The organism is Aeromicrobium sp. PE09-221, from assembly GCF_002174305.1.
Lineage (GTDB): Bacteria > Actinomycetota > Actinomycetes > Propionibacteriales > Nocardioidaceae > Aeromicrobium.
In genome coordinates, this window is the sequence record NZ_MIJB01000010.1 from 1 (window position 1) to 20,812 (window position 20,812).

Annotated in this window: 17 protein-coding genes, 1 tRNA gene and 1 pseudogene; 10 read left to right on the forward strand and 9 right to left on the reverse strand. The window is 65.4% G+C overall.

Translation table 11 applies throughout. The features are described 5' to 3' along the window. Window positions 1-37 precede the first annotated feature (37 nt). Window positions 38-111 (forward strand) — tRNA-Pro (locus BHE97_RS05915). Window positions 112-292: 181 nt separating this feature from the next. On the opposite strand, the gene BHE97_RS05920 is transcribed toward BHE97_RS05915, so the two are convergent. Further along, window positions 293-1,003, reverse strand: coding sequence for a site-specific integrase (locus tag BHE97_RS05920; RefSeq protein ID WP_236757543.1), 711 nt, complete (start codon window positions 1,001-1,003; stop codon window positions 293-295). A 574-nt stretch (window positions 1,004-1,577) separates the two neighbouring features. Here BHE97_RS05920 and BHE97_RS05925 point away from each other — a divergent pair. Further along, window positions 1,578-4,361, forward strand: a complete 2,784-nt coding sequence (locus tag BHE97_RS05925; protein ID WP_170931292.1) for an ATP-binding protein — start codon at window positions 1,578-1,580, stop codon at window positions 4,359-4,361. 631 nt (window positions 4,362-4,992) lie between these two features. Here the strand turns inward: BHE97_RS05925 and BHE97_RS05930 are convergent. Further along, window positions 4,993-6,036 (reverse strand): WYL domain-containing protein, encoded by a 1,044-nt coding sequence (locus BHE97_RS05930; protein ID WP_087623118.1) that lies wholly within the window; start codon window positions 6,034-6,036, stop codon window positions 4,993-4,995. Window positions 6,037-6,139: 103 nt separating this feature from the next. Here BHE97_RS05930 and BHE97_RS05935 point away from each other — a divergent pair, with 103 nt between their 5' ends. The 3 genes from BHE97_RS05935 (at window position 6,140) to BHE97_RS05945 (ending at window position 8,679) form a co-directional block, all read left to right on the forward strand. Then, window positions 6,140-6,607 (forward strand): VOC family protein, encoded by a 468-nt coding sequence (locus BHE97_RS05935; protein WP_087623119.1) that lies wholly within the window; start codon window positions 6,140-6,142, stop codon window positions 6,605-6,607. A 100-nt stretch (window positions 6,608-6,707) separates the two neighbouring features. Then, window positions 6,708-7,139, forward strand: a complete 432-nt coding sequence (locus BHE97_RS05940; RefSeq protein WP_087623120.1) for a hypothetical protein — start codon at window positions 6,708-6,710, stop codon at window positions 7,137-7,139. Window positions 7,140-7,641: 502 nt separating this feature from the next. Beyond that, window positions 7,642-8,679, forward strand: coding sequence for a hypothetical protein (locus BHE97_RS05945; protein ID WP_087623121.1), 1,038 nt, complete (start codon window positions 7,642-7,644; stop codon window positions 8,677-8,679). A gap of 149 nt (window positions 8,680-8,828) precedes the next feature. Here the strand turns inward: BHE97_RS05945 and BHE97_RS05950 are convergent, their stop codons facing one another. After that, a complete protein-coding gene (locus tag BHE97_RS05950) occupies window positions 8,829-9,143 on the reverse strand; it encodes an antibiotic biosynthesis monooxygenase (protein ID WP_087623122.1) in 315 nt (104 codons plus the stop codon). A gap of 64 nt (window positions 9,144-9,207) precedes the next feature. Continuing rightward, complete coding sequence (locus BHE97_RS05955) at window positions 9,208-9,585, reverse strand: DoxX family protein (protein ID WP_087623257.1); 378 nt, start codon at window positions 9,583-9,585, stop codon at window positions 9,208-9,210. 314 nt (window positions 9,586-9,899) lie between these two features. On the opposite strand from BHE97_RS05955, the gene sigJ reads away from it, so the two are divergent. The 3 genes from sigJ to katG all read left to right on the forward strand — a co-directional run bounded on the left by sigJ (window position 9,900) and on the right by katG (window position 13,678). Beyond that, window positions 9,900-10,838: an RNA polymerase sigma factor SigJ gene (sigJ, locus tag BHE97_RS05960; RefSeq protein ID WP_236757544.1), complete on the forward strand. Its 939-nt coding sequence runs from the start codon at window positions 9,900-9,902 to the stop codon at window positions 10,836-10,838. A gap of 167 nt (window positions 10,839-11,005) precedes the next feature. After that, window positions 11,006-11,434, forward strand: coding sequence for a Fur family transcriptional regulator (locus BHE97_RS05965; RefSeq protein ID WP_236757545.1), 429 nt, complete (start codon window positions 11,006-11,008; stop codon window positions 11,432-11,434). Between the two features lie 24 nt (window positions 11,435-11,458). Beyond that, window positions 11,459-13,678, forward strand: coding sequence for a catalase/peroxidase HPI (gene katG / locus BHE97_RS05970; RefSeq protein ID WP_087623125.1), 2,220 nt, complete (start codon window positions 11,459-11,461; stop codon window positions 13,676-13,678). Between the two features lie 100 nt (window positions 13,679-13,778). On the opposite strand, the gene BHE97_RS05975 is transcribed toward katG, so the two are convergent. From BHE97_RS05975 to BHE97_RS05980, 3 genes are all read right to left on the reverse strand, one after another. Continuing rightward, entirely contained in the window at window positions 13,779-14,807 is a 1,029-nt protein-coding gene (locus tag BHE97_RS05975) for a thiamine pyrophosphate-dependent enzyme (protein WP_201791330.1), read from the reverse strand. Then, entirely contained in the window at window positions 14,722-15,300 is a 579-nt protein-coding gene (locus BHE97_RS20355) for a thiamine pyrophosphate-binding protein (RefSeq protein ID WP_201791331.1), read from the reverse strand. Before BHE97_RS20355 ends, BHE97_RS05975 begins: the two co-directional genes overlap by 86 nt. A 73-nt stretch (window positions 15,301-15,373) precedes the next feature. Further along, window positions 15,374-17,320, reverse strand: coding sequence for a VWA domain-containing protein (locus BHE97_RS05980; protein ID WP_170931293.1), 1,947 nt, complete (start codon window positions 17,318-17,320; stop codon window positions 15,374-15,376). 205 nt (window positions 17,321-17,525) lie between these two features. Here BHE97_RS05980 and BHE97_RS05985 point away from each other — a divergent pair, with 205 nt between their 5' ends. Next, window positions 17,526-18,233, forward strand: a complete 708-nt coding sequence (locus tag BHE97_RS05985) for a hemerythrin domain-containing protein (RefSeq protein ID WP_087623127.1) — start codon at window positions 17,526-17,528, stop codon at window positions 18,231-18,233. A gap of 45 nt (window positions 18,234-18,278) precedes the next feature. On the opposite strand, the gene BHE97_RS20590 is transcribed toward BHE97_RS05985, so the two are convergent. Together BHE97_RS20590 and BHE97_RS20595 are read right to left on the reverse strand one after the other, a co-directional pair. Next, complete coding sequence (locus BHE97_RS20590) at window positions 18,279-18,428, reverse strand: hypothetical protein (protein ID WP_236757564.1); 150 nt, start codon at window positions 18,426-18,428, stop codon at window positions 18,279-18,281. Window positions 18,429-18,717: 289 nt separating this feature from the next. Further along, window positions 18,718-19,068, reverse strand: a pseudogene (locus BHE97_RS20595) (TetR family transcriptional regulator C-terminal domain-containing protein); the annotation flags it as partial. A gap of 146 nt (window positions 19,069-19,214) precedes the next feature. Here BHE97_RS20595 and BHE97_RS05995 point away from each other — a divergent pair. Then, window positions 19,215-20,735, forward strand: a complete 1,521-nt coding sequence (locus BHE97_RS05995; protein WP_087623128.1) for an ATP-dependent DNA ligase — start codon at window positions 19,215-19,217, stop codon at window positions 20,733-20,735. Window positions 20,736-20,812 lie beyond the last annotated feature (77 nt).

Below are 20,812 nucleotides of genomic sequence, written 5' to 3' on the forward strand. Positions count from 1 at the left end.
TGGGTTAGCCTCGCGTCAGGCCCGGAAAACTGAACAACGGGATGTGGCGCAGCTTGGTAGCGCACTTGACTGGGGGTCAAGGGGTCGCAGGTTCAAATCCTGTCATCCCGACAAAATATGCCTGATATCAGGCATATTTTCGCTCGGTCTGCTTCGGCGGATCGAAGGGTGGAGATCGCTCTTCGGAGATGCTTCGAATGAGTGTCCAGGAGTCCGGGTGTGTGTTCCCGATCTGTTCCCACTGACGTAACCCACTGCGATCCGAGTTAAGTGGGTCAACGGGTCGCCCGACCTAGACCAAGTGTTCATTGACCCGTTCGCCGGCGAGTATGAGGTCCGTCGTATCAGCGTGCAGGTAGTTCTTGGACGTTTCGATCGACGCGTGCCCGAGGATCTCACTCACAATGTGGAGAGGGACACCGGCGTTCGCGAACCATGTCGCGCCGGCGTGTCGAAGATCGTGGCGTCGCAAGCCAGGATGGCCGAGAGCTGACACCGTGTTATTCCAATCGGTGGCACGCGCGATCGTCCCGGTGGCGAGGATTCCGCCTCGTGGCCCTCGCAGAAGCGGCTGGTCGCCTTCGTGGCTCTCGGTGATCCGTCGAAGCACAGGCTCCAAGGGAGCCAGGATCGGCACCCTGCGGGCGTGCCCGTTCTTGGTGGGCTTGAGACAGAGCCCACCCGAACCCGGGAAGTATTGGCGAGTGATGGTCACGAGCCGGTTCTCCCAATCGATGTCACCGACGAAGAGCCCGGCGACCTCGGAGACGCGCGCCGCAAGAAACGCCGACATGAGGACGAAGTCCCCATACGCGGCGTGGGCACGACTGCAGCGGCTGGCGAGTTCCTGGACCTCATCGAAGGTCGGGATCTTACGCTTGACGGGATGTGCCACGGAGCGTGTCCGTTGCTTGGCGCGTGCTCGCGCCGGATTGATGGCGATGATCTCGTCGCGCACAGCTTCATCGAGCACACGCGTGAGCGCGGCCACGGTGTTCTTCAACGTCGAAGGCGCGCAGTGGGGCTCCCACCGATCGATCGCCCTGTCGATCACGGCTGCGTTGATTGCCCGCACAGGCAGGTGTCCCAGCATCGGAACCACGCGGGCCCTGACACTGCACTGATAGCTGTTGGCGGTGGACGATGGGTCGAGTCCTCGAAGGTGCCGACCGTCGATCTCGGTGACGTAATCGGCGAACGAGACCAGCGGATCGCTCGTGATGCGCGTGCGGGACCGGAGCTGCTCCAACAGCGCTCGGGCATCGTCCTCTCGATCGAAGGTGGCCGAATAGCTACGCCGCTCGTGTAAGACGGGGTCAGTCCACCTGGCACGAGCTCGGAATCGGCCGTTGCGGCTGGCGATGTCTTGGGAGAGGGGTACTCCGATGGGCGGGAGGTGGCGATGATCTATTCGCATCTTTTCAAGGTTCGCAGAAAGTCTGATTCGACTAGGCGGAGAAGGAAGCCTTGTCTTCGGCGGCGTAAAGTCTCAGCACCCCGCCAACCCAGGCGGGCAAGTCTGTATAGACTCACGCCAAGTAATGGAGCATCGATGCGTGCAAGGTCGGATGATCGATATGTCTGGACTGGTCGGACGAGACCGTGAGATCGCAATCCTATCGGGGTCCGGAAGGCGGTTGACGATCGTCCACGGCGAGCCTGGCGCTGGCAAGACCTCTCTTCTTCGGGCAGCCCTGGCGAGCTTAGATCTGTCTACGATGTCCTCTAGAAAAGAACTCTCCAGACAGTCCGGATCGCTACAGATCGGGCTACTTGAAACACTTGGTGAAGCGCTGGCCTCCGGGCACCAGAGCGGCGTCGACGTACTGCGGGACGCCTCGGCCAAGGTGGTGGATGCCTCGCGGTCAGTCGCAGCGGACCGGGCGAACCAACTTATGCGCGGGCTCCTCAAGATTGTCACCGGAAGTCTGAGAGGTTATCTTTCAGGAAAGATCGGTGAAAGCGGAGTGGAAGCGGCTGGAGATTTCTTCGGCTATCTTACGCATGATTCATATCCTGATCTAGAATCACGGATACGAAGCAACGTGCATGAAGACTTTAATGACGTATTTTTGCGATTTGTTGGCGAGGTCGTGAAAGCGAGAGGTGATCGCGAAATTGTGTTGGCATTGGATAACGCAGATAAACTATCGACGCCGGATCAGCAGCAACTACTAGATCTCGTTAGGCGCATTCCAGAAGGCTTGTCGGTGTGGCTTGGCTACGCGACACGGGAACCATCAGACGTTCATCTCCTGGATGGCCTGCGCATGGAAGGCGCAGAAGTTCTACGGTTGGAAGGTCTGGCTGAAGGTGACGTCCGTCAATGGCTGGGTGAAGAAGTTTCGGATGTTACGGCTCACAGGGTATATCAGCTTACGGCTGGGTATCCACTTTACGTGGAAGCTGTCGTCGACTACATGGAGAAGGGCGGCGACCTCGAGGAAATATATGTCGACCCGGAATTCCGCGACAGAGCTCGTTTAGACACCGTACAGGTCATCATGGAGCGCGCATTCCGTGATCTCGACCACGAGACACGGGAAGCATGTATTCTTCTAAGTGCGTACTCCGAAAGACCTCCTGACGAGGAAATTCCGAGAATCATAAGAGCGAGCCCGGCGCGCTGGGATGCTATTGAACGCAGATTAGAATACGCGCATTTAGTCACATCAGGATTGGAGGGCCGACGCTGGTTCCATGAAGTCAAGCGCGACGCCATCTGGCGGACCGTCCTGCGCGTTAATGAGAAGAAGATGGCCGCCGAAAATGCGCTACAATCTATTCCTCGGTTGTGTGAGAAACTAAAATCTCTGTCGGTCTCTCTCGCGCTCGACTTCGTACGCGTTTTCGAAGATTATTCCATCTTGGTCGAAACGGATCGACGGGAAATATGTAGTGACATTCTAGGTTTCTCTCCTTCGCAGCTGCGTGTAGTGTCATCATTTATCGAGCTCTGGGAAGGTTCAAGTGATCCTGCGCTTCTTGTGGGCGACCTAGCGCTGTATCTAAGATCCGTCTACGGTTCAGACGGCAACATCGTAGATTCTATAAAATCGGTAGGTGAATCTAGCGCATTTGTACTTGTCGAGTCCGACGATAGGCATCAAGCTGTGCTTTCCTTCAGGAACTGCACCGAAGCGCTCCTGTCGATAATGGCATGTACCTACTTAAGGCTAGATCGTGTCCTGATGCCGAATTTACCTAGGTTTGTTTTCTATGTGGGAGTGCAGCCGTTACTAGGAAGCTTCCGGCGTTCCATATTTGGTATTGGTGTAGCCAGTGTTGACGGCGTGTTTCGGGATCTTTCTGAAGAAGACGGATCTTTTGAGTACGCTCTCTATGCAGTAGGGTCCGTCTCCGGACAGCCCTGTTGGTGCGCAGTAACCTTCTCAACACCCGAAGACTTGCGTCAAGCAGTACGTCTACTGCGTGGATCAGCGCCTATCGAAATGATGGATGTTACGTTGTCTTTCGAGGAAGTTGTGGAGTACCCCTATCATCCTCGACATATTACTGCTTTAAGTGCGTTCGAGTATCACTCCCATCACGCTGTGGAGATTTTAAATGATGGCGGAGGAGAGCGTAATCTTTATTTACGCGGCCTGGAGAAGCAGTCGGCGGCTTATGAGATTTATCGCTCGATCGCTAATCCTCTCGAACGTTGCACGGTGGGGTTGACGAGACCCCGAGGGTTCGCCGTGGCTTTTGAGGGCGATGCCTTTCTACAGGTAAATCTTATAGGCTTTTCCGGTGTTCTAGAAGTTGATATGCCGGTTTCGTGGTCTTGGGATTCTGTTGTACATCTTATTCACAGACATATTCCTGAGAACGTCTATATTGAAGGGATGGTGCTTGGCCAGGGAAGGTTGCCGGTCGATGAGCCATTTAAAATGGTAATCGACTACCTGAGAGATCGGCAACGAAGACACCACAGTCAGGTTCCGAAACGCTTCCGAAATGTGCGGCATCTGAGAATCGATGATTTTGTTTGGGAGATTTTTCAGCGGCGGATGGCGGAAATTTCTGTGGGGGAGGCACTTGCTTCCCAGGGGTTGATCGAGGGGGAGGGTTGGGACAAAACCTCCCTGGAGAGTTGCGTGGTGATAAATTTGGATCAAGCTACCTTGGTTCCGGCGGTTCAATATGACGCTCTGTATGTGCGCCCAAGTTCTCGTACTCTTCGTCTACGGATGTTTCGTGGCCGAGACGACGACCACCTGAAGAATCTCGTTAGTAAGATCACTACTGATGGGTCCTCGGAGATCTGGAGAAGCTCGGCATCGGTAGTGTGGGGAGTTCATCCAGTGTTGCTGCAAGGAGAGATTCTCGCAAATTTTGAAGTTTCGATATCCCTTTGATTTTTCTGTTCCGGAGTGCCTACATGGCTTCGCGGGACGGATTGGGATTCGTAACTATGTGCGAGGGAGCCAGGCCGTTCCTGGGGATATGATCGGCCAAGTTGTACTCGTTCGGCAACTCGGACTTGCCGCGGAGCCGCCTTTCTTTGAGGGCCAGGAAGCGTTGGGGGTGTCTCGTTGCTAGAACGGACCGAGGTGATGGTCCTGGCGAGGTGCTTTCAACGTTGGCCGGGACCAAACCGGGACCAGAATCATGCAATGCAGGCAACCCATGACGTGATGTGCGGCGTTCTGAGTCGCTGAGATGCCCGGAAAATCAGGGACGGGGGCGTGAACGTACAACTGGGGGTCAAGGGGTCGCAGGTTCAAATCCTGTCAGCCCGACGTAAAAGCCCTGATGAGAGCTCGCGCATGCGCCCGGTCTCGATCAGTCGAGTGGCGTAGTCGACGTTGTGTTTGGGCCACATCAATCGTGCCCGCCGCGGCGTAAAGTGCTGACGATAGGTGGCCGTATCGACGGCGTGTTTGCTGCCGTCGATTCAGCCGCTGCACGGCACCTCATCGAGCGCTTCGGCGTACGCCAGCGTCGTCGGGGTGATGGCGCCCTTCCTCGCCAGGGTCAGCCACGCCGTCACGGGTGTCCTCGTGTGCATGGAGCCAGGCCCGCCAGGCCGCAGCATCGGGCACCGTGAGGGTCATGTGCCGTGCTCCCGTCGGTGCGGGCGTGAGTCCCGCTCGCGGCGTCTGAGACGCGCGTGGCGAGATTGGCGGCGGCGTCGATGAGTGGGTCGGGTCCGACAATCGTGAAAGGCGCGTCGAATCGGATGATCCAGGCCAGCAGTCCCGTCCAGGACCAGGATCCGATGCGCACGCGGCAGGTGGATTCCGAAAGCTGTTCCATGTCCCCGTCGTCGAGCCACGGAGCGATGTCGCGGGCAGGGAGGTGCAGGAGAAACTCTCCGTGGCACGGCCAGACATCCTCGGGGCGGGAGCCCTTGGAGAGTGCCGAGAGGAAGGTGCGCGCGTCACCGGTCGGAATCGGGCGGGGAGTGAAGACAGCGCCGCCGGCGAATTTCGGGATGATCTTGTCGAGCCGGTAGAGGCGCCAGTCGGACGCGTCGAGGTCCCAGGCGATGAGATACCAGCGACCGTTCCTGGTCACGACCGCGTGCGGTTCCACTGTGTGTGGTGGACGGTCGGCGTCCTCGCTGTGGTCGAAGCGGAACGTCCTGCGATCACGGACAGCGGCACTGATCGTCTCCAGCACCTTCGGGTCCACCCGCAGCCTCGGCCCGCTGTCGGTGAAACGGATGCCATCGACGCGGTGCCGCAGCCTGGACGGCATCACCTGCCGCACCGTCGCCAACGCGCGGGCTGCGGCATCGTCGAGATCGACGCCGGTCGAGGGGCCGCTTTGCAGAGCCACCGCGATCGCCACCGCCTGCTCGTCGTCGAAGAGCAACGGCGGCAACTCCGAACCTGCCGCGAGACGGTAGCCACCGTCAGGGCCTTTGGCCGCCGTGATCGAGTACCCCAACTCGCGCAGCCGATCGACGTCGCGGCGAACGGTACGGGTCGTCACCTGAAGTCGCGCGGCGAGCACCTGCCCGGGCCAGTCGCGGCGTGACTGCAGCAAGGACAGCAGCGCGAGCATGCGAGACGACGTTCCGGACATGACTTAACTATCCCATCAGTAGCGGACTCGTCCTGTCCTCTACGCGATGCACTGTGGAATCGCGGCACACGGCCGTGAACATCGCCAGAGACAAGGACAGGCCATGAGCATCACCACCACGACCCACCTCAACTTCCCCGGCACGGCCCGGCAAGCCCTGGACTTCTACCAGTCCGTCTTCGGGGGCACCGTCACCGCGACAACCTACGGCGACCTCGGCATGCCCGCTGACACACCGGGGGCGGACAAGATCGTCTTCGGTCAGGTCGAGAACGACAATGGGTTCCGCCTCATGGCCTATGACATCCCTGGCCAGGACACCACCGACATCTCGGCTGTGGCCGGCAGCACCCGCCGTGAGAACGGTGCCACGATCACCGACCGCATCTTCTTCCAGTCCGTACGCGGTGAGACTCTCGACGAGGTCAGCACGATCTGGGACGCGCTCGCGGAAAGTGCCGATGTCATCGAGCCGCTCGCCGCATCGGCGTGGAGCCCGGGCTTCGGCATGCTCACCGATCGCTTCGGTGTGACGTGGGTCATCGACGTGCAGCCCGCGCACAACACCTGATCGGGTTCCCGGTCGGCCCTCGCCAGGAACGAGGGTCGACCGGGAACCGGCACGCACCACGGGTGTCTGAAGCCACCATCGCCGAGGCTAGGCTCGATGCATGCGAGGCTGGTGGGCTGCGGTCGACTATCCGACGGTGGTCTGTGTCGCCTTCACCGGTGTCACCATCGTGAACAGCGTCATGATGGTCGTCGGCTGGGACGAGCCCAAAGAAGGCGCTTTCGCATATGTGCACCTGTTGAGCCGGCTGGCGATCGTCACGGGCGTGGTGGCTCTGTTCTTCACGGACGAAATCCGCGAGTGGGCCCGGCATCGGGGGAGCGCGGTCGCCTGGTTCACGCGGACACTCGACCATCCTGTGAATGGTTTCAGCTTGCTGTTCACCTTGACGACCGCCACCGGCTGTGTGGCGGCTATCGTCATATCGGCGGTCGTAGAGGTCGCAGGCGGAGTGCGCGCGTACTGGGCCCTGCTCACGCTAGCGGCCGTGCTCGCCGCGGTGCAGGGAGCACGTCGTGGCCTGCGGCGTTGATCAGGTCGCCGAGATACAGCCCACTACGGGCCGGTCTCCGCGCGGGAAAGCCCAAGTACGCGCACACGAAGGTCTGGACATACTGTCCGCGAAACATCCGGCCTCCTCAGCGGGTGCTTGACCTCACTGCGGCCATCGCAGAGGCACGCACCCCTGATCGACTGCGAACCACTCCCGCTGATCAGGCGGCACGACACCGTGCTGCTCATCTTCGGCGGGGTATGGAGGCGCTGGGCACCTGGTGGTGACGGCCGCACAGGGTCGAGATCACCACCTGGGTCGACGTCGGTCGCGAGTTACAGACGTGGGTCGAACACGAGGCCACCGGTCTCCTGTTGGGACCGAACCGTGGCATCGCTGTGAAATGGACCTGGTGGCGACGCTGTCCGATGGCGGGGGCGATACGGTCACTTCGCGGAGGAGCGTGGGTAAGGTACTGCTGCGTACAACGCAGAAGACTCAGCCCGCGGCGACTCGTCGCGACCCGTCAGGACGGAGCGCGATGACAGAGCCCAGTGGGCGGGGAGTATGGGCACGGGGGCGTACCTGGCTCATCACCGTCATCGTCGTCGTGGGCCTCGTCCTGGTCGGCATCGGCGTGCGGCTTGGCCCTCAACTCCTTGATCGCCATGAGGCGGCCGCGATCGCGAACCGCGCGGCCGAAGCAGCCGAAGCCCTTCCAGGGGTCACGTCGGCTGAGGCCACCGTGGACCAGCGATTCCGCAGTCATCGGCGGGTGCTCCGGGAGCGACTCAGCGGCACCGCCAGTCCCCGTGGCGAGGTCACCATCGACATCGTCCTGGCCTCGGATCTGGGACCGGAGCAGCTCGCCGAGGTGCTCATATCGACCCGCCAGGAGCTGGCGGACCCGGCGCTCGCGCGCCACGCGGTTTCGGTCAACTACACCCAGCTCGGCAGTGAGCGGCGGATCTTCGATGGGTGGGGAGTGGTGCAGCCGCTGGTCACTCGATCCGATGACGAGCTGAGCCGGATCGCCGGCTACGCGCTCGACCTCCCCGAAGGCGCCTGGTTCGATCTCGATCCCTCCACCTTCGAGCAAGGACAGTTCATGGACGCCGGGCCGCCGCTGTACGACCAGATCCTCGGGCGCGACATCCACGAGAGTTTCACCGTCGGGGCCCGCCTCGAATCGCCGGCTGCCGAATTCCTCGGCGAATCGGCGCGTCTGACCGGTATCGCAGCTGATGTCCTCGATGGTCCGACCGCCTTGTACCTGAAGGGCTCGAACGACACCACCGTGCTGACGACCACCGAACTGCCGGGACTCAATGAGGCATTGCGCCAAATCGCCGCGCGAGCCGGCCAAGGTGACGCCGACGAGCTGGACGTGTCTTTCGGTGCCGAACGAGTGTGGACGATCGGGGGAGACATCGACGGCACGGTGAGGGTGACACTCACGCTGGGCGCCGCCGGCACCTGCGCGAATGACGACCTGTACGCCTCATTCATCAGCGACGCGGCAAGGATCCTCGACGAGCAGTCCATCGAGCACTCCATCGACATGCTCGGTTGTCCGTAAGCACCTCAGATCCAGCGACTCACGGGGCCGCGCAGCAGGCCTCTACGGCAGTCCGGCCATCCCCTGACCGGTCATCGGACGCGTGCCGTTTCACCGGTCAGGAGGCGACGGTGAGGCTGTCGATCTCAGCGATCGCGTCATGGAGCCAGTCACCGCTCGGCTCGGCCGAAGAACTGACCGACGATGGTGTACAGGCGCGGATCTGCCTGGGCGATCGCGGCAGTCCGCTTGGCATACTCGGCGGCGGTCGGGTCTGCCTGGGTGGCGATCACGTCGTCGGCGCTTTCCCAGCGGGCGATGTTGACGACGCGGCTCTTGTCGGCACTGGCCAGGATCGTGACGGAGATGAAACCGGGCCGCTTGCCGATGACCTGCTCGGTTCCCTCGTTCAGGATGTCGATCAGCTCCTGCTGCTTGGACGGGTCGACGTCGATGGCATTGATGAACGTGACGGGGTCAGACATGGTTTCCTCTCAATCGTGTTTGGCGGTCGGGTCACAAGATGGCGAGCGGCCCGGCCGGACGGTGTCACGGCCATGAGGCCATGACGAGTGCGAAATAGATGGTCGATCCCGTGGCGAGCACGAGGAAGACGAGCGGGAATCCGATGGTGTGCAGGACTGACGCTCGAAGGTGCGCGCCGACTGCGCCCACGTAGAACATGACCAGTCCCAGTGCGGCGGCGAGCCCGAGCTGTGTGACGCCGATGAGCCCGATCACCAGTCCGGCCGATCCGGCGCCCTTGAGCGCCGCACGATAGGGCAGCGTCGTGGGCTTCAACCCGACCTCGGCGGAGTTGGCGAGGACGAAACGGGCACGTGACAGGTCGGCGACGACAATGAACGCGTTCGCGGCCACGCACGCGACGGTCACCGCAGCGAGTGCCGTGAGGGTGGATGCGGTCACGCCGAGCACCTCCTGACGCTCGATGGGTTCTGGCTCCTCGTCCCGCCCTCGGCTATGCCGGCCTCAGCGATCGAGGACGGTGTGGAGTCGACATCAGACTGCTCGAATCGCTCGTTCATGCCTTTCTCACCTCCAGAGCCACTGCCGCGTCATGAGGTAGACGAGGTCGCGCGTCGAACTGTGAGGTGACGTCCACGGCATTCCCGATCCGGGAGCGTGCCGCCTCACACTTCGCCGGCCGGTCTCGTCTCTTTGACAGGTGGCGTGATCCGATGAGAGCGGGTGTCCCGCTCGGGGCGAAGGAAGGAGGGACAGTGTCGGCAGGTGCCACGTCGCGGCCCGGCGAACCGCCGGAGATCGTCGACGCAGTCCGCGAACGCAGCCTGCTGCTCGGCCTGAGCTACCGACTCCTCGGTTCCCTAGCCGATGCCGAGGACGCGGTGCAGGAGACCTACATCCGCTGGCATCGCCTCAGCGAGGATGAGCGCCGCAGCATCGCGAATCCCCGCGGGTGGCTCATCACGACTGCCAGCCGCATCGGCCTCGACATGCTCAAGACGGCCCGTGCGCGTCGAGAGCACTATGTCGGCGAGTGGCTGCCAGAGCCTGCTCCCGTAGCCGACCGGTGGAGCAGCCAGGGCGCATCGTCGGCGTCAGACCCTGCCGAGCGCGCGACCGTGGGTGACTCCGTCGAGATGGCGCTGCTGATCGTCCTGGAATCGATGACGCCCGCCGAGAGGGTGGTATTCGTCCTCCATGACGTGTTCGCCTACACCTTCGTGGAGATCGCGGACATCGTCGGGCGGACGCCAGCGGCATGCCGTCAGCTCGCGTCGGCCGCCCGACGCCGCGTCCGCGATCATCGGCGCCGGCCTGTACCGCGTGACGAGCATGCCGCAGCCGTGCGATCGTTCAAGGTCGCGTGGCAGACCGGAGACCTCGCCGGACTGATGGACGTGCTCGATCCTGGTGCCACCGCGATCACCGACGGCGGGGGCCTCGTCTCCGCGTCCCTCGAACCGCTGCACGGAGCGGAGCGCATCGCAAGGTTCTTCGTCGATGTGCTCACACGGCAGCCCGACCTCACCATCCACGAAGAAATCGTCAACGGTGAACCTGGGCTCGTGGCAACTGACCGGGCGGATCGCACGCTCGCCGTACTCGCCTTCGCCACGACGAACGGCGGCACGATCGAGCAGGTGTGGACCGTCCGCAACCCGCAGAAGCTCGTGATGTGGCACCGAGCCGGCTGAGCGTCGGCACGTGTCAGACAGGTGCGCGTGGGCCGCGGCCAGCGCGCCTCCGCCCGCAGAACCAGATGCCTGTGCCGTCTTCGGCCTCAACCCGCCCAGCCAACGCCTCGGCTGGCGACGTCTCGCTTCTCTTGACCGATTCCAGTGAGGCAACCAGACTGGGTGGAGTGTCGACGGCTGCCGAGTTCGCGGATCAACTGCGGACTGCCCACTTGCGTGTGACCCGCCCTCGCCTCGCGGCATTGGCGGCGGTGGAAGCCCGGCCGCACGCTGACACGTCCTCGATCATCGACGCGGTTCGCGCCGAACTCCCGAATGTCTCGCACCAAGCCGTCTACGACTCGCTGAACACCCTGACCGACACGGGTCTCGTGCGGCGGATTCAGCCGGCCGGTTCGGTGGCACGGTACGAACTGCGGGTCGGGGACAACCACCACCACCTCGTGTGCCGTTCCTGCGGTGCGATCGAGGACGTCGACTGCACGATCGGTGAGGCGCCCTGTCTCGCTGCGCCGGCCGGCCACGGTTTCATCATCGACGAGGCCGAGGTCGTCTTCTGGGGTGTGTGCCCCGACTGTTCCACCGCAAGCTCCTGAACCAGCAACGCCGGAAGGAATCCCATGACCGACCAGTGCCCCGTCCACCGCGAAGGCGTGACCGAACACGGCAGCGAGAGTGAGAACCCGGGCATCGATTCGCCGGAACCCGTGGTGCCCAACCCCCGTACCATCCGCGACTGGTGGCCCAATCAGCTCGACCTCAGCGTGCTGCACCCGCACTCGCCCCAGGCGAACCCGCTCGGGCCGGACTTCGACTACTCCGAGGAGTTCACGAAGCTCGACGTCGAGGAGCTGAAGGCGGACCTCATCGCCCTGATGACCGACTCGCAGGAGTGGTGGCCTGCCGACTTCGGCCACTACGGCGGTCTGTTCATCCGCATGAGCTGGCACGCCGCAGGCACCTACCGCATCACCGACGGCCGCGGCGGTGCCGGCGACGGTGCCCAGCGCTTCGCCCCGCTGAACAGCTGGCCGGACAATGCCAATCTCGACAAGGCCCGCCGGCTGCTCTGGCCCGTCAAGCAGAAGTACGGCCAGAAGCTCTCGTGGGCCGATCTGCTGGTGTTCGCCGGCAACGTGGCCTTGGAGTCGATGGGCTTCAAGACCTTCGGCTTCGGCTTCGGCCGCGAGGACATCTGGGAGCCCGAGGAGATCTTCTGGGGGCCGGAGGACGCCTGGCTCGGCGACGAGCGCTACATCAGCGAGTCCGAGATGGTCCCCGACGTCGGCGCCACCGAGATGGGCCTCATCTACGTCAACCCCGAGGGCCCGCAGGGCCGACCCGACCCGGCCGCGTCCGCGCACTTCATCCGCGAGACCTTCGGCCGCATGGCGATGAACGACGAGGAGACCGTCGCGCTCATTGCCGGTGGCCACACCTTCGGCAAGACGCACGGCGCCGCGCCCGCGGACGACTACGTCGGTCCCGAGCCCGAGGCCGCGCCGCTGGAGAACCAGGGACTCGGCTGGCTCAACCGCTACGGCTCGGGCAAGGCCGACGACACCATCACCAGCGGCCTCGAGGTGACCTGGAGCCAGACACCCACGCAGTGGAGCAACTACTTCTTCGACAACCTCTTCGGTTACGAGTGGGAGCTCGAGCAGAGCCCCGGCGGCGCGAACCAGTGGGTGGCCAAGGACGCCGAGCCGAGCGTGCCCGACCCGTTCGACCCCGAGACGAAGCACAAGCCGACCATGCTGACGACCGACCTGGCGCTGCGCTTCGACCCCGCCTATGAGGAGATCTCGCGCCGATTCTGGCAGAACCCGGACGAGTTCGCGCTGGCATTCGCCAAGGCCTGGTACAAGCTGCTGCACCGCGACATGGGTCCGGTGTCGCGTTACCTCGGCCCGTGGGTGGCCGAGCCGCAGATCTGGCAGGACCCGGTGCCGGAGCTCGATCACGAGCTCGTCGACGACGCCGACATCGCCGAGCTCAAGCGGCGGCTGCTCGACTCCGGTCTGTCGATCACCCAGCTGGTGGCCACGGCGTGGGCCTCCGCGGCGAGTTTCCGGAGCACGGACAAGCGCGGAGGTGCCAACGGCGCCCGCCTGCGGCTCACGCCGCAGAGAGACTGGGAGGTCAACGACCCGGCCGCGCTGGCGACGGTGCTGCCGGTACTCGAACGGGTTCAGCAGGATTTCAACGCCGCGCAGACCGGCGGCAAGAGGATCTCGCTGGCCGACCTCATCGTGCTCGGCGGCACCGCGGCGGTCGAACAGGCGGCGCGCGAGGCGGGCGTCGAGATCACCGTGCCGTTCCACCCGGGCCGCACCGACGCCTCGCAGGAGGAGACCGACGTCGAGTCGTTCTCGGTCCTCGAACCGCGCGCGGACGGCTTCCGCAACTACGTGAGCGAGGACGCCAAGCTCCCCGCGGAGCAGTTGCTGGTCGACCGTGCCTACATGCTCAACCTCACTGCGCCGGAGATGACGGTGCTGGTGGGTGGCATGCGCGCTCTCGGAGCCAACCACGGCGGCACGAGCCACGGCGTCTTCACCGACCGGCCCGGCACGCTGACGAACGACTTCTTCGTCGCGCTGCTGGATCCGAACACGGAGTGGACGTCTGCGGGTGACGACGTGTTCGAGGGTCGCGACCGGACGACTGGCGAGGTGACCCGCACGGCCACCTCGGTCGACCTGGTGTTCGGCGCCAACTCGCAGCTGCGTGGCCTCGCCGAGGTCTACGCGAGCGCCGACGGCCAGGACCGTTTCGCACGGGACTTCGTCACGGCCTGGGTCAAGGTCATGGACCTCGACCGCTTCGACCTGCGCTGAACCGATCCACCGGGAGGAGCCCCCGAGCCGCCAAGCCGGGGGCTCCTTCGTGTCCAGGTGCCGCCGTCCTGAACCGGCGAGCTACCCGCTTGCGCTGAGCTCAATCGCTGTCCAGCGGGACGAAGGCCGATATGGCAACGGCAGCGATCCGAGGCGCGATCACTCCTCGTGATCGCGTTGCTCGTGCAGGAGGCCGGCGGCGCGGTGGTGCGTCGGCTACCTGGCTCTCGTCGTCGACGCGGATACCATTCAACCCGAGCAGTTCTGCGTACTCGGCATAGGGGAAGGCCGGCACCTCCTGCGAGGTCGGGAAGCGGGGATCGCCTTCCATCTCACGCTGCTCCCAGCTCACCTCGGACAGATCGCCGTTGTTGAGCACGAGGACGACGAAGCGTGGGTCCGCCCAGTCCCGCCACCGTGCCGCGACGGTGATGAACTCCGACAGTCCGTTCATCTGCATCGCGCCGTCCCCGGCGAGGGCGACCAGCGGACGGTCCGGGTGCAGCAGCTTGGCGGCGATCCCGTACGGCATCGCCGATCCCATCGAGGCGAGCGTGCTCGACAGATGCGCCGGCACCCCAGACGGCAACTGGACGTAGCGCGTGTACCAGTACACGACCGAGCCGACGTCGACCGAGACCTGCGCGTCGGTGGGCAGGTGCGTGCTCAGTTCCTGCACCACCCGTTGCGGGTTGAGCGAGTCGGTCTCCTGCTGGATATGCTGTTCGGCCGCCTCCTGCCAGGTCTGCACGAACCCCTCCACCTCCGAGCGCCAACCCTGCCGTTCAGGGAGCAGAGGGAGGAGGCCGTCGAGTGTGTCGGCGGCGTCACCTACGAGCGCCACTTCCACCGGGTACTTCGCGCCGATGTTGCGAGCGGTGATGTCGATCTGGACGGCGCGGGCCTGACCCGGCGCCGGATAGAACTCAGCCCACGGGTCGTTGCTGCCGACGATCAGGAGGGTGTCACAACCGGCCATGAGATCGGTCGATGCGGTGGTGCCGAGGTGTCCCATGACGCCGCAGTGATACGTCAGCGCCTCGTCAAGGACGGGCTTGCCGAGCAGCGAGGTCGTGACACCGGTACCGAGCCTGCTGGCCTTGCTCTGGCAGATCGGCCTTCTGGACATCGTGCAGGACGATGACGCATACCGGGCTCGACGTCGCCCGCGCCGTGCGGAAGGCGTCGTCGAGGACGTGGGGGAGCTGGTCGGGCGTCGTCACCGTCTGCACGTACTGCGCGCACACGTCCTTGAAGAGCGTGTGGAGGTCGACCTCCTGGAGGTAGCCGCTGCCGAGCGCCGTGCTGACCACCTGGCCGACGATCGCGACGACGGGCTTGCGGTCGAGTTTGGCGTCGTACAAGCCGTTGAGCAGGTGATCGCGCCCGGCCCCCTGCGTCACGAGGCAGACGCCGACCTCTCCGCTGTACTTGGCGTGGCCGGTCGCCATGAACGCGGCCATCTCCTCGTGCCGCGCGGTCACCAGTTCCACCTCATCCTCGCGACGACGCAAGGCCGCGAGCAGCGGGTCGATCCCGTCGCCGGCGAAGCCGAAGACACGGCCCACGCCCCACTGCGTCAGTCGCTCGACGATTCCGTCGGCCACCGTCGGTGCACTCACCGCAACTCCTCTCGCCGGGCGTCCATCCCTGACGTAGCCCGGAGAGCCGGTCACGCAACGTGCCCAGCGAGGCTCAGCCGCCGGCACTTCCCTGTCCGAGCCCGCCCGGCGACGTGCGGCGGCGCCGGATCAGCACGATCGCGACGATCACGCTGAGTGCCAGCACAGCGGCGATCGCGGCCGCGACGAGCACCCAGGCCCAGAGCCCCAGCCCGTCGTCCTCGTCTTGCGGGGTGGAGGTCTCCTGCGTGTCATCCGGGTCGGAAGCGGCCGAACTGGGCCCCGCGAGGCCAGGCCCCTCCTCGGCGTCGCCGTGGGCGTCGGCCGTGAACGTGTAGGTGACCGGGAACTGCTCGGTGGTGGCGTCGGCGCGGGCGAACAACGCGTCGTAGCGCACGGCCACCAACTGCTCCCCGGCGAGGTAGGCGGACCGCAGGTCGGCGTCGGCCTCCAGGTTGGCCCAGCGGACCGGGGCGCTGGCGACCGCCGCGGAGGTCGCGGGCACCGACCCGTCGTGAGGGATCTCGAGACCGGGCTGGCTCTCCTCGTCGTCCTGGACGAGGTCGAGGGGCAGCATCGCCGGGGAGAACCCCACGATCTCGAGCCTCCGGCCCATCTCGTCCACGATGCCGCCGTCGGCCTGGGGTGCCTCGTTGCTGTTCAGCTGGATCGTGGCACGCAGGCGCTGCCCGTCCTGCACCGGCACCCGGAACCAGTGGGTCTCACCGGCCACGATCTCGGCGGTGACGGCATCACCGTTATCGAGGACCTCGGCATCGGCGGGGGAGGTGGCCGGAGTCGTAGGGGCCACGGGGTCGGCGGCGGACAGCGGGACGAACGAGGGGTCCTGCGAGGCCGGGGCGAGGCCGCTCTCGTCAGTGCCGTTGTCCACCCACACACCCATGCGGAACGGCTGGTCCACCGTGTTGCCGCGGGCGCCCTGCACCTGGTCGAGGACGAGCTCGTATCGCCCGGCGGGGCACGTCTCGGAGGTTCCGATGGGCTCGGAGACCAGCGCGCCGCCAATGGGATGGGCGAAGCTATTGGCGTAGCTCATCGCGCTGCCCCACGCCTCGCAGGTGAGGGTCTCACCGATCGGCCGGAGCGAGGGCTGGACGACGAACGCACGTCCGGCCTGCAGCCCCACGCTGGGCGGTGGCGGCATCATCATGCCGACGTGCAGACGGTCGCCCTCCTCGAGCTCCACCGTGTAATGGAGCGCCGACTCCTCGGCCTCGGCCGGAACGACGTCTCGATAGAACACGGGACTGGCAACACCGTCCTCCACACCGCCGGGCACGATGACCGGCCCCTCGCCGGGGCGGAGCGAGCCGGTGATGGGCTCGCCTTCGACCTCCGCGCCGACGAGCGAGCGGCCCGCCTTGCGCACGAGCTCGGTCTGCAGGCTCGCCGCGTCACCGACATCGGCGTAGGTCCCCTCGGTCGCCTGGGCGACGCACTCTAGCTCGGTGCGCGCCTCCGGGTCGACGTTAAAGCCGATCGTGTTGACGACCAGGTCCGTGCCGCGCTCCTTCATCTGCTGGGCGACCTCGCAGACCGGTGGGGGCGCGCAGGTGTCGATGCCATCGGAGACGAGGACCACCTGGCGCGGTCCCTCGGCGGGAAGCTGCTCCTCGGCCGTCAGCAACGCATTGCCGAGCGGGGTGTACCCGCTTGCCGCGAGCGCGTCGACGGACGACAGCAGCTGATCGCGGTTGCCCGTGCCGAGGGGCTCCAGGACCGTGATGTCCTGGCAACCGGCCTCTTTCTCGCCGGGGGTGCTGCCGGTGTTGGTTCCGTAGGTGAGGAGACTGACCTCCTGCTCGTCGGGGAGCGACTCGATGAGCCCGCGGGTCGCCTGCTTCGCGGCGTCGATGCGGGACTGTCCGCCGGCATCGTCGGCGTTCATCGAACCCGAGCCGTCGATGATGACCGCGAGAGGCGGGGTCGAGGTGCCGGTCTCGCGGGGCTCGGCGCCGGCGGGGGCGGAGACGAGGACGGCGGCGGTGACGGCGGTCATGCAGAGACCGGACAGCGCGATCGCTGGGCCTGATCGGCGAGACGGTTTCGGGGCCATGGTGCCCTTTCGGCAGGTCGTCGACAGAACACGTCGAGGCTACAACTGGACGAACGCGTCCAACTCACCCCCCTCTGGGCCGCGCGTGATTCGAAGGGGCGGGGAGCGGGCATACCCAGCCCACGAGCCCCGACACGAGGAGACGATCATGAGATCCCTGGCCGACCAGACCCTCGACGAGCTGGGCGGCCGGCTCAGCGTGCTGTCCCGGCAGAAGAGTGACCACATCGAGCTCGACCGGCTGTTGCGCGAGCTCGAAGCCGCCGGCACGCGCTGGGAGGAAGACCGGACCCTGCAGCGAATCTACCGACTGGTGTTCCCGCACGCGTTCGCCGAGGAGACCGTGCTGTGGCCTGTCATCCGGCGGGTCCTCGCGGACGGGCAGGCGCTGACGCTGGAGGTCGAGCAAGAGCACCAGGAGGTCAATGAGCTCGTGCGGAGCCTGGAGGACGAGAAGGACCCGTCGCCGGACCGGGCGACCCGGATCGCGCGTCTGGCCGCGGTGCTGCGCGAGGACGTGCGCGACGAGGAGGACGAGCTCCTGCCGCGCCTGCAGGACAGGCTCAGCCGTCGACAGCTGCGTGCCCTAGGCGTCGCGTGGGAGGCGGTGCGACGCGTCTCCCCCACCCGGGCGCACCCGGTCGTGGCGCGGCGACCGCCGGGCAATGCGCTCTCGTCGCTCCCGCTCTCGGTGGTGGACCGGCTGCGTGACGGCGCCGACGTGCTGGCTCGCCACGACGTCGCGCCGCACCTGGTGGAGCCGGCCCAGCGCAGGCTCCACCAGGTGGGACGCCGGATCGAGCGGACGGTGCCGTTCCGTCGCGGTGAGGACCCCTCGACCAGCGCGGAAGGCTAGCCGGCAAGAGCGGGGCAGGCCGGGCTGGGCTTCACTCGCTCGGGATCATCCAACCGAGCGGTAGGGAACGTGGAAGATGGAGACGAAGTCGTCCAGCAGATCGCGGAAGCCTGGGTCCACGGTGATGACCAAGTCGGCATCGTCCGCAGGTCCAGCGGCGACCTCCACGACACCGTCGCTTCCACGGCCGCACACTCGACGGACGTATCCAGGAACTCACGTACCGGCCCCGCCTGCACCGATAGAGAGCCGAGGGCCGTGGCCCGGGAGACGGGCCGGGATGGGTCACGGGAGTCTCGCCTCCCTTCCGTCGCTGTCCTGATCTGTCAGGCGGCAGGTGAGAAGAGCCGGTCGAGATGCTGGTCGACGGCGGCGAGCGCGGCCTGGGGCGTGATGACCGAGAGTTCGAGTAATGGCGTGACTCCGTGAGCGCGAGGATGAGGTCGGTCTCAATGGCCGGATCTCGGTCCGTCGCGATGTGTCCGCCGGCTATCGCCTCCCTGATGAGGCGCTCGATCATGGTGCGTCCGTCGCGCAAACCGGCGGACACCTGCTCGCGCAGTGCCTCATCATGCAGCGCTTCGAGGACGTACGCGGTGTTCATGCGGTTCGTGGTGCGTGCCGCAGGGCGCAGTGGGAGCACCTCCGTGATCGCCACCCGGAGCGCCTCTCGCGGGTGTGGCGGGTGATCCAGTGCCTCGAGGCCTCGTGCGACCCGTTGGGATGTCTGGTCGGCGACGAACTGCATCGCGAAGGTCAACATCGCCGTTCGTGAACTGAAGTAGTGCTGCAGCTGGCCCAGTGAGATCCCGGCCTCGCAGGCGACCTCCCGCATGGACGCCCGCGGCCAACCGCGCCGCTCGACCACTCGCCACAGTGCGTGACGGGGCTCGCCTAACCACCGGGTCCGTCCGCCGACCGGCACGGTAGGCGCGCTGTCGTCGCGCGGCGGATGTCGGTGCGTGGTGAGACGATGCGGGAATGATGCTCTCTGAGCTGGTCGCCACGACGCAGGAGGTGACCGCGACGTCCTCGCGGCTCGCCAAGATCGAGGCGCTCGCACGTCTGCTGGAGCGCTCGGAAAGCGACGAGGTCGGGCCGGCGGTCGGGCTGTTGACCGCCGCTCCCCGGCAGGGACGCATCGGAGTCGGGTGGCGAGGCATCACGGGCCTCCAGGTAACGCATGCGGATTCTCCCTCCCTGTCGGTCGCGGATGTCGACCAGGCGCTCGACGCACTGGTCGGGGTGGCCGGCAGGGGATCGGTCACCACCCGCGGCGGGCTCTTGGAGGACCTCGCGTCCCGCGCCACCGCCGAGGAGTGGGACTTTCTCGTCCGGGTGATCCTCGGCGAGCTGCGCACCGGTGCGCTGGAAGGCGTGCTCCTCGACGCCATCGCCCGGGCGTCCGGACACCCGCAGGCCGCGGTCCGGCGGGCGGCCATGCTCTCGGGGGATCTCGGTGAGACCGCCCGCCTCGCACTCACCGGCAGCGCGGAGGATCTCGACGCGGTCGGGTTGGTGGTCGGACGCCCCGTGCTGCCGATGCTCGCCTCCACGGCGGCGACGCCATCGGCCGCACTGGAGATCACCGGGGAAGCATCGGCCGAGTACAAGCTCGACGGTGCGCGCATCCAGGTGCATCGTCGCGGCGACGAGGTCGGCGTCTTCACCCGGAGCCTAGCCGACATCACGCACCGCGTGCCGGAGATCGTCGAGATCGTACGGGGTCTCCCGGCCCGTGAGCTCATACTCGACGGTGAGACCTTGTCGTTGCGCGAGGACGGTGCCCCTCGTCCATTCCAGGAGACCATGGCGCGGTTCGGCGCGGACGTCGCGCGCGATGTGCTGTTGCGGCCGTGGTTCTTCGATCTGCTCCACGTTGACGGCCGCGATCTCATCGACGAGCCGCTCGGCGTACGCTCGGCCGAACTCGAGCGCGTCGCAGGGGAGTGGCGAGTGCCCGGCATCGTCACCGGGGACGTGGGACAGGTCGAGAGACTGTCGCGAGATGCCCTGGAGGCCGGGCACGAGGGGGTGGTCCTCAAGGCCATCGATTCGGCCTACGTGGCTGGACGTCGGGGCAAGGCATGGGTCAAGGCCAAGCCCGTGCACACTTACGATCTCGTCGTGCTGGCGGCCGAATGGGGATCGGGTCGGCGGCAAGGATGGCTCTCGAACCTGCACCTGGGCGCGTTGGACCAGTCGGGGGAGTTCGGTGAACCCGGTGGTTTCGTCATGGTCGGCAAGACCTTCAAGGGGCTCACCGACGATCTCCTGCGATGGCAGACCGAGCACTTCGCCGAGTTGGAGACGCGTCGCACGAAGGACACTGTGTTCCTGCGACCGGAGACGGTGGTGGAGATCGCGATCGACGGCGTGCAGCGCTCATCGCGGTATCCCGGCGGCATCGCGCTCCGCTTCGCGCGGGTCAAGCAGTACCGTCCCGACAAATATCCCCAGGAGGCCGACACGATCCAGACCCTGAACGCGCTCCTGCGCTGAACGGCGGACGGCGCTCGGGGTCCGGTGAGCGGCCGTTGTCATCGGCCCGTCCCGGACCTACGCTCGGCTCAGCGGCG